Here is a 12,675-nt window from a genome sequence, read left to right on the forward strand (position 1 = left end):
GTGTTTCTCAAGAAAAGTCGCGCTTAGCTGGTGCGCGGCTCCAGCAGACGGTCGAGACCGGCCTCGCCCTCCACCGCCTTTTCCAGATAGGGATAGCGAAGGCCGTCATGATAATCGATGTCCACCGTGCGGTAGACATCGCCGCGCTTCACCAGAAGCGTGATCGGCTGCTTGGAATCCTTGGCTGCGGTCACCGCGTCCATGATGCCTTCCTTCGAATAGGCCTGGCCGTTCACCGCGACGATGGTGCTGCCATCCACGATCCCGGCGTTGAAGGCAGGGCCGTCCCACAAAGTGGAGGTCACCTCGCCGCTGTTCGAAAGGTTCACGCCCAGCGAGTAGAACAGGTTGGTGTAGTTGTAATTCTGCGCGCGGCCATCGTCGTAACTGTTGGGCTCATCCTTCCAGACCAGCTTGTATCCGGCCATGTTGATGCCGCGGACCGGCGATGGCTGATTGGGCTCGTACAGGCGCGTGCGCAGGAAGTTCGCCCAGTCGTAAGCGTAGACGCCGTTCAGCGTCTCCACGATCTCGTCGAAATCATAGGTCAGCTCGCCCCAGTCGCCGTCGGTCTTGCCGAAGAAAGCCTTGGCGAAATCATCGAGGCCCTTCTTGCCCCCGGTGCCCTCGCGGATGATCTCGTCGGCTTCCAGCCAGGTCAGCGCGCCTTCGACATAATAGTCCTCGCTCCTGCTGAGCGAGGAATAGGGCAGCGGACGGCGCGAATTGATGATCGGATCATGCGTCGTGTCCTCCACCGAGCGATAGGCGCGGCCCGGCTGGCCTTCGGAATAGTTGGCGGCATAGGTCGCGAACGCGTCGAGGAAGGTCTGCTTGGTCTGCAGGCCGGACCGCGCGGCGAGCACCCAGCCCCAGAACTGCGTCTGGCCTTCGTACATCCACAAAAGCGTATCCTGCATCGGCGTGCGATAATCGGGTGTCCAGAGGTCGGCGGGGCGGCGGAACTTGCCGTTCCAGCTATGGACCAGCTCGTGGCTCACCACATTATGATCCCAATCCATCGCTGCCCAGTCGGTCAGCGCGGTCGGCTCATACTGGTTCTCGGCCGAGCGATGATGTTCGAGGCCGATGCCGCCCATCCTGTCGGTCAGGGCGAGCAAAATGTCATAGTGATCGTAGTGGCGCGCCCCGAACAGCGCGTCGGACTCGGCCACCAGCTTGTTGAAATGGGCGAGGTTTTCGGGCGCCAGTTCCAGATATTTCGGCTTGTCGGCGATCGCGTCCAGCTTCACTTCGGGGTCGAGCGTCCACTGCTTGGCATATTTGCCCGCGAAGATCGGCGAATCGACCAGCGTCTCATAATCGACGACGTCCCACGTCACCGCATTACCGCCGCCCACTTTCTGGCCGTCGAGCGCGGTGAACACCGTCCAGTCGGCGGGGAACTGCACCGTCGGTTTCACCGCGATGCGGCGGGTATAGTGCCCCGCGGGATAGAAGCTCATCTTTTCCCACTGCAGGTTCAGCATCTCGGGCGTCATCGTGATGCGGCCCTCGCTGCCGTCGACCGGCGAGGTGTGGACGAAATTGGCGACCACATTTTTCGCGCCCTGCGGCACCGAAACGATGATCTCGTACACGTCCAGCGGATTGCGGGTCCATTCCAGCGTCTTGCCGTTCGCGGTGAACTGGAAGCCGCTGACAAGGTTGATCGGCCCGCGCGCGGCATGGTTGCCGGGCAGCCATTCGGGGAACAACAGATGCAGTTCGCGCGTGCCCGCGGTGACGGGGATCGTCTCCTGAACGCGGTAGATGCCGCGGGCGGTGTCCGTCGCATCGATGTTCAGGCCGATCGTGCCGCCGGGCCAGGGCGTGTCGGACGGCAGCGGCGTCTGATCGGAGAGCTGCGCCTGAACCGGTGCGCTGTTGCCCGCGGGACGCGGATCGGTCTGCGCGGCGGCCGGAGCGGTGATGGAAAGGAGGGCGACGGTGGCAAGAAGTGCTGTTTTCATGGAAGAAGGTGATGCCGGGAAAGCCATGCGCGGTCTAGGGCCGTTATTCTGTATCATTCCGGCTTTTCGACGAACCGCATGCACCGTCGGCCTCTCGCCGTGATCGATTCAGGAAACGTCGTGCCGGCGTAGCGCCGTTCCCCATCTTCCCCCGCCCTTCATATCCCGCTAACAGCCCGGCCCATGGCCAAGGCAGATCAAATTCACCCCGTGCGCGGCACGCAGGACATTTTCGGCGAGGAGCAGGAGCGCTTCGCGCATGTCGTTTCCGTGTTCGATCGCGTGCGGAGGCTTTACGGGTTCAAGGGCGTGCAGATGCCGGTGATCGAACCGACCGCGGTGTTCGCCCGCTCGCTGGGCGAGACGACCGATGTCGTCTCCAAGGAAATGTACAGTTTCGAAGATCGCGGCGGGGATTCGATCACGCTGCGCCCCGAGTTCACCGCGGGGATCGCGCGAGCGTTCATCTCCAACGGCTGGCAGCAGCATGCGCCGCTCAAGCTTGCCGCGCACGGGCCTCTGTTCCGGTACGAGCGCCCGCAAAAGGGGCGCTATCGGCAGTTCCACCAGATCGATGCCGAAATCATCGGCGCGGGCGAACCGCAGGCGGATGTCGAACTGCTGGCGATGGCCGATCAGCTGCTGCACGAACTCGGCATCGCGGACGGCGTGACGTTACAGCTCAACACGCTGGGCGACGGCGACAGCCGCGACGCGTGGCGCGCCGCGCTGGTGCAGCATTTCGAGGCGCATCGCGGCGAGCTTTCGGAAGATTCGCAGGAGCGGCTGGAGAAAAATCCGCTCCGTATCCTCGACAGCAAGGACCCGCGCGACCGGCCGATCGCCGACGCCGCGCCCGATATCGACGCCTATCTGACGGACGACGCCAAGCGCTTCTTCGAGGGCGTTTGCAGCGGGCTGGATGCGGCGGGCGTTGCCTGGACCCGCAACAGCCGCTTGGTGCGCGGCCTTGATTATTATCGCCACACCGCGTTCGAATTCGTCACCGATCGGCTGGGCGCGCAGGGCACCGTGCTCGCGGGCGGCCGCTATGACGGGCTGATCGAGAATCTGGGCGGCAAGGAAACGCCAGCCGTGGGCTGGGCTGCTGGGATCGAACGCCTCAGCATGCTGCTGACCGATTGGGGCAGCGAGGCAGTGGAGCTCTATCTGGTGGCCGAGGACAATGATGTCGTCCCCGCCGCTCTTCGCGCCACCCAGGCGCTGCGGCGCGAGGGCGTGAGCTGCGAAGCGATCGTCTTCGGTTCTCCCAAGAAGCGATACGACAAGGCGGTAAAGGCCAGCCCGCGCGCGATTATCAGCCTGCGCTCCGATAGCGATGGTTTCAGCGACAATGTGAAGGCCGAGGGCGACGAGCGTGCGTCCGAGATCGAAGCGATCTGGCAGCGCGTCCGGCCATCCCTGACACTATGAGCGCCATTTCCTCCGAACGCATCGCGCAGATCGAGGCGCGGTTTGCCGAGATGCAGGCGCGCATGGCGTCCGGGCAGCTCGAGGGCGAAGCGTTCGTGGCGATGTCCAAGGACTATGCCGAGCTGGAGCCGGTCGCGCAGGCTGCGGCGGAGGTGCGCCGGCTGCGCGCCGAGCTGAAGCTGCTCGAGGAAATGATGGCCGAGGACGGTCAGGACGCCGCTATCCGGGCGATGGCCGACGAAGAGGCGGAAACGTTGCGCGCGCAGATTCCGGCCGCCGAACATGCGCTGGCGCTGAAGATGCTGCCGAAGGATTCCGCCGATGCGCGTCCCGCGATGCTGGAAATTCGCGCAGGGACCGGCGGGGACGAAGCGGCGCTGTTCGCGGGCGATCTGTTCCGCATGTACTCGCGCTTCGCCGATCTCAACGGTTGGCGGGTCGAGCCGATCAGCGCCAGCAGCTCGGACGTCGGCGGCTACAAGGAAGTGGTCGCGTCCGTGACCGGGCAGGGCGTCTTCGCAAAGCTGAAATTCGAAAGCGGCGTGCACCGCGTGCAGCGCGTGCCGGTGACCGAGAGCGGCGGGCGAATCCACACCAGTGCCGCCACCGTCGCCGTGCTGCCGGAGCCCGAAGAGGTCGATGTGAAGATCGACGAGAACGACCTCAAGATCGACGTGTATCGCGCGTCCGGTGCGGGCGGGCAGCATGTGAACACCACCGACAGCGCGGTGCGCATCACGCACTTGCCCAGCGGTCTGGTCGTCACGCAGCAGGACGAAAAGTCGCAGCACAAGAACAAGGCCAAGGCGCTGAAGGTTCTTCGTGCGCGGCTCTACGAAGCGGAGCGCGAGCGCGCGGCGAGCGAGGAGGCGAGCGCGCGTAAGTCCATGGTCGGCTCCGGCGACCGGTCCGAACGCATCCGCACTTATAATTTCCCGCAAGGCCGCGTGACCGATCATCGCATCGGACTGACGCTGCACAAATTGCCCGAAATCGTGGCGGGCGATGCGCTCGGCGAAATGATCGACGCGCTGATCGCCGAGGACGAAGCCGAACGTCTGGCGGCGGTGAATGCCGGATAAGATCGCGCGGCAGGCGGCCGAAGCGCTGCGCGACGCCGCCAAGCAGCTTACCGCCTCCAGCCCCACGCCGCGCCTCGATGCCGAACTGCTCATGGCGCATGCGCTGGAGCGCAGCCGCGAGGATATGCTGCTGCGCCTCCATGACCTGAGCGTGCCAGACGAATTCGCCGAGCTGCTCGAACGGCGCGCGGCGGGGGAGCCGATCGCCTATATCCTTGGCACGCAGGACTTCTGGGATCTGACGCTGGACGTCACGCCGGACGTACTCATCCCTCGCCCCGATAGCGAGACGCTGATCGAGGCGGCGCGGGATGTGTTCGCGGGCAACCCGCCGCATCGGATCGCCGATCTCGGAACCGGATCGGGTGCGCTGTTGCTGGCGGCTTTGCGCGTCTTTCCGCAGGCCGAGGGCATCGGCATGGACGCGAGCGCGGCGGCGCTGGCGGTCGCGCGCGGCAATGCCGAGCGCCATGGCCTTTCCCCGCGCGCTGCCTTCGCGCTGGCCGACTGGCGGCAGCCGGGCTGGGCCGATGCGCTGGGTGGGCCGATCGATCTTATCCTGTGCAACCCGCCTTATGTGGAAAGCGGAGCCGCGCTGCCCGCCAGCGTGCGCGGGTTCGAGCCGCACTCCGCGCTGTTCGCGGGGCCGGAGGGGATGGACGATTATGCCGTGCTGATCCCGCAATTCGCGTCAATGCTCGCGCCCGGCGGGATCGCGATCGTGGAGATTGGCCACGAACAGGCCGAAGCGGTGAGCGCGCTCGCCGCCGCGCACGAGCTTGGGGTGGCGCTTCGCCGCGATCTGGCGGGCAAACCGCGCGCGCTGGTGCTGGTCCCGGAAGGCTAAGCAGCCTGTCCACGCACTTTTCCGCTTGGATTATGCGACGCGACTCGCTACTTCTTATTCGGCTTCCCCGAAACCTCTGGATTTTGGACGCTTTCGCGGGAGCGCCTTCACAAGGATAAAGCCGGTCAGGCGGGCGTCTCGCCCCTCCGACGGCAGAAGGCCAAAGCGCCCGAGGGTAAGGGCGCCCGGGGGATCGCAGATTTTCAGAATCGGGACGAGACAGCTTTTATGAACAATCGTCAGGCCAACCGCCGTCGCGGACGTGGCAACAATAATAATCGTCAGCAGAACAATCGCGGTGGTGGCGGCGGGTTCGATCATCAGAACCGCGTCGACAATCGTGCGCGCGGCAATGCCGGCCAGCTTCTGGAAAAGTACAAGAAGCTCGCGCAGGATTCGCAGATGAACGATGACCGTGTGAACACGGAATATTATCTGCAGTTCGCCGATCATTATTTCCGCGTGCAGGCCGACTTCAAGGCCCGCCAGGAAGAAAAGCAGGCGCGCCACAACAATCAGCAGCGCGACTCTGATGACGATGGCGATGACGACAATGATTCCGATGACGGCAACAACCGCCGCGGCAACCGTCAGCAGCGCGGGCAGCAGAACGATCGCGGCAATCGCGGTCGCAGCAGCCGCGACGATGATGATCGTGATGACGATTCCGATGACGGCGACGATGATGATCGCTCCAGACGCTCGCGCGGTCGTCAGCGCAGCGATGATGATGACGGGGAGGGTGAACGCCCGGCCCGGGCGCGTGGTCGCCAGCGTAAGGACGAAGACGAAACGCAGGATGAGGAGCAGCCGAAGAAGGCCCGCGCCCCTCGCAAGCCCCGCGCCAAGAAGGACGATAAGGGCGATCATCAGGACGGCGGCGGCCTGAGTGCCGACGTGCTGCCGCCCTCGATCGGCTCCGGCGACAGCGAGGAAGAAAAGCCCAAGCGTAAGCCCCGCGCGCCGCGCAAGCCCCGCGCCTCGAACGACGAACAGGCCGCCACCGCTGCGGAATAAGGCTTTGTCCTTGTAATGTCGTAAAGTTGCTGCATCATCCCCTCCGACGGAAAAAGGGGGGATGATGCGTTTTTTCTGGATATCCGCGCTGTTGCTGGCCGGCAGCGCCGCACCGCTTGCAGCGCAGACCGGTGCCGACACGCCGCCCCCCGCAGACCGGCCCACGGCCGGCAGCGCGCAGGGCGATGTCTCCCTCACCATCTATCAGAACGGCCAGTCGCTGGTGCAGGACCGGCGGCGGATCGCCTTGCCCGGCGGCCGCAGTCGTCAGGAATTTCCGGACGTCTCGGCGAAGATCCGGCCCGAAACGGTCGTGCTTTCCGGGCCGGGTATCGGCATCGTCGAACAGAATTTCGATTATGATCTGCTTACCCCCGGTGCGATGATGCAGAAGGCGGTGGGCGAGACGGTGACGTTGATCCGTACCAACCCCGCCACCGGCGCCGAGACGCGGCAGCGTGCCAAAATTCTTGCAGCCAATGGCGGCGTGGTCATGGAAGTGGACGGCAAGATCGAGGTGCTGCGTGACGACGGGCTGCCGGTGCGGGTGATCTTCGATCAGGTGCCGCCGGGCCTGCGCGCGCGGCCGACGCTGTCGGTCACGCTCGAATCCGCCAATGCGGGCACCGTGCCGCTGGATCTGGCCTATCTGACCCCGGGCCTCGGTTGGAGCGCGGACTATGTCGCGCTGTTCGATCGCGCGGGCGGTACGATCGATGTCGAGGGCTGGGTGACGCTCACCAACAACACCGGCACCAGCTACCGCGATGCCTCGCTCCTGCTGGTCGCGGGCGATCCTTCGGGCGGCCGGCAAAACAACAGCCGCACGCGGCGCTATCCGGTGCCCCCGCCGCGCCCCGGCGGCGTGGTCCGTGCAGGCACCGAGACGGGCACGCGCGAGCGGCTGGGCGATTTCATCCTGTATCCGCTCGGCCGCCGGACCGATGTGCTGGAAGCGCAGCAGAAGCAGGTCAGCTTCCTAGATGTGCAGGGCAGTCCGGCGAAGGGCACCTATGAATTTCATGTCGGCGGCTTCGACGGCAATGATCCGCAAAGCGCATCGAGCGCGATCGAGTTCTCCACATCCGCCGAGGGCGGGCTGGGCGATCAGCTGCCCGCCGGAACGGTGCGCGTTTATATGCGCGATGCCAGCGGCAGCCCGCAATTCATCGGCGAAAGTGCGGTTGCCGCTGCGCCGATGGGATCGCAGATATCGATCATTACCGGCGAAGCCTTCGACGTGAAGGTGCAGACGATCGTCGCGCAGCGCGAGAAGCGCGGCGACTCGCGCTGGCGTACCACCATGCGGTATGAGCTGACCAACGCGGCGGCGCGTCCCGTCACCGTCTCGCTCTGGCAGGATGGTCTGTATGGCGAGGCGCGCGTGGTCGAGGAAAGCCTGGAAAGCGAGCGCGTCTCGGCGGACAGCGTGCGCTGGCAGGTGCCCGTTCCCGCCAATGGCAGCGCGAGCGTGACCGCGACCTTCGACACCGAATATTGAGGGCCGCGCCGATGCGGCTGCTCGCTGTCCTGATCGTTTTTTTGCTGTGGCCCGGCGCGCTGGCGGCACAGCAGACGGTCGTGTCGACGGCGGTCGATACGGTTCAAATCGCGATCTACCGCGCGCCGAACCGCGGCGCGGGCCAGCCGATCGACCGGCGTTTCCCGCGCGGCTACGCCCTCATCACCGAAACGCGCACCGTCGATCTGCCGCAAGGCGATGCCAAGCTGCGGTTCGAAGGCGTGTCGGAAGGCATGCTGCCGGAAAGCGCGATCATTTCCGGTCTGCCGCAAGGCGTGATCGAGAAGAACCGCGATGCACGGTTGCTCTCGCCCGCCGGGCTGGTCGATGCCTATCTGCGCCGCCGCGTCACCGTGCAGCGCACGAACCGCGCAACCGGCGCGGTGCGCGAGCAGCAGGCGATCCTGCGCACCGGATCGCAGGGCGGCATCGTGATCGAGACCGACGAGGGCATTGAAGCGCTGCGCTGCACCGGCCTGCCCGAACGGCTCCTTTTCGATGAGGTGCCCGCCGATCTGTCCCCGCGTCCCACGCTGTCCGTGCTGACGACGAGCGAGCGCCCGGTGCGCGCCACGCTCACGCTCACCTATCTGGCCGAGGGCTTCGATTGGGATGCGAATTACATCGTCGAGGCGCGCGCGGCGGGGGGATCGGCCACCACCGAAGCGAGCGCCATCGATTCGCCGCAGGAGCTCAGCCTGTTCGCCTGGCTTACCGTGGCCAATGGCGGGAAGCAGGGTTTCCCGGATGCGCAGCTTCTGGCCGTCGCCGGCAATCCGAACAAGGAGCGGGCGGGCGTCCAGCCGAGAAGTCCGCCGACGCGGTTGCGGCTGGAATGCTGGCCGGATGACAATACAACGAGCGATCTGCCGCTCTATTCCGCTGCAAGTATGGCCCCGCCGCCGCCGCCCCCACCACCGCCCCCTGCAGCCATGGCCCCGGCGCGCGAATCGATCGTAGTGACCGGTGCCCGGATGGATTCCGCCGTTCCGGTCGCCGCGATCCAGGCGGCGCAGGAGGATTTGGGCGATCTGAAACTCTACCGCGTGCCGGAGCCGATAACGGTCGCAGCCAATGCGCAGAAGCAGGTGGCGATGATCGTGAAGCCGACGGTGGACTATCGCAGTTTTTATGCGGGCAGCTTCACAGCGCAGGACGCCTGCTGCGGGGACGGGACACCGCGACCGCTGGAACTGACGCTGCGCGCGCGCAACCGCAGCGACTCCGGGCTCGGCATTCCGCTGCCGCAGGGGCAGGTCGCGGTGTACGAACCGAGCGATTACGGCCCGCTGCTCGTCGGCCAGAGCGATCTGGGCGACAAGGCGGTGGGGCAGAAGGTGGAACTGGCCCTCGGCAACCGCCCCGATGTGCAGATGGCGGCGAGCTTGCCCGATCCGAAGCGCCCGCGCCGATTCGAACTCACGCTCACCAACGCGCTCGCTCGTGCGGTCGATGTGGAAATCGCCATTCCGTTCGAACTCAAGCGGGGCAAGGGCGTGGAAAAAGTGGACGGCGTGCCGACCTGGAAAGTGCGCGTACCCGCCAATGGCGAGCAGCGCCTCACGTTCGAGCTGAAAAAGCCCGACTAATCGCCGATATCGACTTCGCTTTCGAGCGGGTCCTCGATCGTTTCGTCATGCCCGCTGCCGCTGGACAGGAACACCAGTCCCATCAATCCCGCTGAAGACAGCATCGCCGCGGCGATCCCGAGGCCGGTCGCGATGTACAGATGCACCGAAACCCAGCCATTGCTGGCGTAGAGAAACCCCAGCGCCACCACGATTATGATCCCCGTTACCAGTGCCATCCAGCGCATCAGCATCCAGTACCGGCCCCAGGCGAAAGCGGCATAATGCGGGTCGTCGAGTTGGGAGGGGCGGGGCATGGCTCGGGTCGAAACTCCTCTGGGCTTACCCGTCCGATATAGGGGATTATGGCGGCGAACCAAAGTTTTCGCGGCTGACCTTTGCAAGCAGCCTCCGCTTCAGGCATTCTCCATGGCGGGAAGAGAAGAGGAGAGCGTGCCATGACGATTGCGAAACTTCTGGAAGCCCGCGCGCCGGGCGACATCATTGCCCTCGATCCGGACGAAACGATGCGCGCCGCGGTGGAGAAGCTTACCCAGAACCGGATCGGCGCCATGCCGGTGATTGCGGACGGCAAGGTGGTCGGCGTGTTTTCCGAACGCGATGTCATCAAATGCCTGCAATCGGTCGGCGACGGCGCGCTCGACAGCAAGGTAAGCGAGGCGATGACATCGCCCGCCGTCACGGTGACACCGCAAACCTCGGTGCTCGGTGCCCTGTCGCAAATGACGGAGAGGCGCTTTCGCCATCTTCCCGTGCTGGACGGGGAACGGATGGTCGGGTTCGTGTCGATCGGCGATCTGGTGAAATATCGCATGGACCGGATCGAGGCGGAAAAGACCGCGATGCGCGACTATATCCAGACCGTCTGAGCGTTTCCGGATAACTTTCGGCAAGCATTGCCTGCTAAAGCCGTTGCAATGAGCGGCTCCCGATCATGTGCGGATGATTCGCAGGGGCCGGTGAGCGGCCTCTCGCCGATCATCGTCACCGTGCTGGCGCATCGCGAGGAGCGGCGGATCGCGCTGTGCCTCGAAAGTCTGCCGCTCGGTGATCCGCAGGTCGCGATCCATCTCGTCGTCAACGGATCGAAGGACCGAACGGCGGACATCGGCCGCGGCGTGGCCCGACTGTTTCCGAACCTCACCGTTCATGACTGGGCAGAGGGCGGAAAAGCGCGCAGCTGGAACCGCCTGAATTTCGATACGCTTTCCGGATTTGCCCGAACCCATGTGTTTGTGGACGGCGACGCGGTGGTTGCCCCCGGATCGATCGCCGCGCTGGACGATGCGCTGGCTGCGAATCCCCATGCCAACGCCGTATCGGGTTTCCCGCTGAACGGGCGCGGCGCGGCGGCCTATGGCGATTCGATCGAAGCGACTCGCGGATTGTTCGGTGATCTTTATGCGCTGCGCGGTGATTTTCTGGCGCGGATGAAGGCGGACGGCATTCGCCTGCCGGTCGATCTGATCGGAGACGACGGCCTGATCGGCGCGCTCGCCAAGACCGATCTCAAGAACGAAGATCACTGGGATGACGAGCGGGTCCTGCCGGTGCGCGGCGCGGGTTTCTACTGCGAGCCGGTGAGCGCACTCGCTCCGGCCACGCTCGCCATGCAGTATAATCGGATGGTCAATTATTCGGTGCGCCATCTGCAGAACAGGCTGGTCAGCAACATCATGCGCGGCGAGGGGCCGGGCGCACTGCCCGAACGGATGGGATCGCTTTACGCGGCAAACCGCGATTCGCTGCGTCCGCGCACGGGCTTTCCTGATGCATGGTTCGATCGGCGCGCGCTGCGCCGGATGATGGCCAAAAGCTGATTCCGCTTATTCCGCTGGCACCGGTTCGGGCACCGGTGCCTTGCGCTTCACTACGAGGCGGACGAGCTCATCCCAGGTCTCGCGCGCGCCGAGATAGAGCAGCGCGACATAGGACAGCCCGCCGGTAGCAACGAGGATCGCGAGCTGTGCCGGCGGCGCCATCGGCGGCAATATCCAACGGTCCAGCCCCCAGACGATCAGCCCCATCGCCGCAGCAGTCGACAGGCCGGGCCAGGTCGATCGCCACAAGGTCGCCGCGTCCACGCCGATATGCTTGCCGGTGCGCAAAACCGTGAAGGCGAGCAGCAGCGGATAGGCCGCCACCCATCCCCAGGCCAGGCCGGTCGCGCCGAATCGCACGCCGATTAGAAAGGCGATCGGCATGACGACGGCGCCGAAGGCGGAAATCTCCGCGCTGATCCGCGGCTTGCCGATGGCGTTGATCGCGGGCGAAAAGAGGATTTGCAACGTCATGATCGGCATCGCGATGGCAAAGATCACGATGAAGGGGATCATCCCCAGCCATTTATCGCCCAGCACCGTTTCGACGAGCGGCGCGGCGGTCACCGCCATGCCGACATAGAGAGGGCAGGCGATCAGCATGACGAGCCGCGCCGCCTTCTGGAAGCTGTAGGCAAAGGCCGATGGGTCATCCTGCAACCGGCTATAGGCGGGGAAGGCCACCTCGTTCAGCGGCGGCACGAACCGGGCGGCAAACACCTGCGCCAGGAACAGCGCCTCGGCATAGAGCCCCAGTTCGTGCGGGGAGAGCACGCGGCCGGCGATGAAGATGTCCGCCTGGCTCTGGATGATCCAGAAGCCGTGCGCGATCAGCAGCGTGGAGCCGAATTTCACCATATGGCCGGTGCCGCGAAAGTCGAAGCTGGGCCAGATGTACATTTTCGTAAGGATGGTGAGCGCGATCGCGCGGCTCCAGAAGACGGAGATCGGCGCGATCACCAGCGTCCAGACACCCCAGTCCGACAGCGCGGCAGCGAGCCCCACGCCTGCGCCGATGAAAGAGGAGAGCAGGTTTACGAGGGCCGGGCGCTTGAACTCCAGGTCCCGGCTCAACACCACTTCGGGAATCACCAGGAAGGGCGTCGCCAGATAGATAAGCGATTGCCAGCGCAGCAGCTCGGCCACCATCGGCTGGTTGTAATAGTCCGCGGCATAGGGCGCGAGGACCAGCTGCAGCAGGGCAAGCCCGACGTTGATCAGCAGGAGAATTCCGAAAGCTTGTCGGATCTGTTGCTTGCCCACGCTATCCGCTTGGATCAGCGAGCTGGCGAAGAAGTAGCCGTTCATGAAGGCCAGGAAGGCAAGGATCACCTGCGTCATCGCGAAGAGTCCGTAATCGGACGGATCGAGGATTCGCAGGATGATGAGGG

General features: G+C 64.9%; 11 protein-coding genes (1 of these 11 running past the window's edge). 8 read left to right on the forward strand and 3 right to left on the reverse strand.

Going from position 1 to position 12,675, the window contains the following annotated elements:
- Positions 1–23: 23 nt before the first annotated feature.
- Positions 24–1,973 (reverse strand): M61 family metallopeptidase, encoded by a 1,950-nt coding sequence (locus I6A82_RS06360; RefSeq protein ID WP_232343331.1) that lies wholly within the window; start codon positions 1,971–1,973, stop codon positions 24–26.
- Between the two features lie 183 nt (positions 1,974–2,156).
- Here I6A82_RS06360 and hisS point away from each other — a divergent pair, with 183 nt between their 5' ends.
- The 6 genes from hisS to I6A82_RS06390 all read left to right on the forward strand — a co-directional run bounded on the left by hisS (position 2,157) and on the right by I6A82_RS06390 (position 9,464).
- Complete coding sequence (gene hisS / locus I6A82_RS06365) at positions 2,157–3,407, forward strand: histidine--tRNA ligase (protein WP_198094191.1); 1,251 nt, start codon at positions 2,157–2,159, stop codon at positions 3,405–3,407.
- Positions 3,404–4,489 carry a peptide chain release factor 1 gene (prfA, locus tag I6A82_RS06370; RefSeq protein ID WP_198094192.1) on the forward strand — a complete coding sequence of 362 codons (1,086 nt, stop codon included), beginning with the start codon at positions 3,404–3,406 and terminating at the stop codon, positions 4,487–4,489. The genes hisS and prfA overlap by 4 nt, the downstream gene beginning before the upstream one ends.
- Positions 4,479–5,336 (forward strand): peptide chain release factor N(5)-glutamine methyltransferase, encoded by an 858-nt coding sequence (gene prmC / locus I6A82_RS06375; RefSeq protein WP_198094193.1) that lies wholly within the window; start codon positions 4,479–4,481, stop codon positions 5,334–5,336. The genes prfA and prmC overlap by 11 nt, the downstream gene beginning before the upstream one ends.
- Positions 5,337–5,564: 228 nt before the next feature.
- On the forward strand, positions 5,565–6,353 hold the full coding sequence (locus tag I6A82_RS06380) for a DUF4167 domain-containing protein (RefSeq protein ID WP_198094194.1): 789 nt from the start codon (positions 5,565–5,567) through the stop codon (positions 6,351–6,353).
- A gap of 64 nt (positions 6,354–6,417) precedes the next feature.
- Positions 6,418–7,854 carry a DUF4139 domain-containing protein gene (locus I6A82_RS06385; RefSeq protein WP_198095525.1) on the forward strand — a complete coding sequence of 479 codons (1,437 nt, stop codon included), beginning with the start codon at positions 6,418–6,420 and terminating at the stop codon, positions 7,852–7,854.
- Positions 7,855–7,865: 11 nt separating this feature from the next.
- Positions 7,866–9,464 (forward strand): DUF4139 domain-containing protein, encoded by a 1,599-nt coding sequence (locus tag I6A82_RS06390; protein WP_198094195.1) that lies wholly within the window; start codon positions 7,866–7,868, stop codon positions 9,462–9,464.
- On the opposite strand, the gene I6A82_RS06395 is transcribed toward I6A82_RS06390, so the two are convergent.
- Entirely contained in the window at positions 9,461–9,760 is a 300-nt protein-coding gene (locus tag I6A82_RS06395; RefSeq protein ID WP_198094196.1) for a hypothetical protein, read from the reverse strand. The genes I6A82_RS06390 and I6A82_RS06395 overlap by 4 nt on opposite strands.
- 141 nt (positions 9,761–9,901) lie before the next feature.
- Here I6A82_RS06395 and I6A82_RS06400 point away from each other — a divergent pair, with 141 nt between their 5' ends.
- A complete protein-coding gene (locus I6A82_RS06400) occupies positions 9,902–10,333 on the forward strand; it encodes a CBS domain-containing protein (RefSeq protein ID WP_198094197.1) in 432 nt (143 codons plus the stop codon).
- Between the two features lie 48 nt (positions 10,334–10,381).
- On the forward strand, positions 10,382–11,284 hold the full coding sequence (locus tag I6A82_RS06405) for a glycosyltransferase (protein WP_198094198.1): 903 nt from the start codon (positions 10,382–10,384) through the stop codon (positions 11,282–11,284).
- 6 nt (positions 11,285–11,290) lie between these two features.
- Here I6A82_RS06405 and I6A82_RS06410 read toward each other — a convergent pair whose 3' ends face one another.
- Positions 11,291–12,675, reverse strand: the 3' portion of a protein-coding gene (locus tag I6A82_RS06410; protein WP_198094199.1) for a lipopolysaccharide biosynthesis protein. The gene runs 115 nt beyond the window's last position; the window shows 1,385 of its 1,500 coding nt (coding positions 116–1,500); its start codon lies beyond the right edge, outside the window; the stop codon is at positions 11,291–11,293.

Source organism: Novosphingopyxis sp. YJ-S2-01 (assembly GCF_016093175.1).
Classification (GTDB): Bacteria; Pseudomonadota; Alphaproteobacteria; order Sphingomonadales; family Sphingomonadaceae; genus Novosphingopyxis; species Novosphingopyxis iocasae.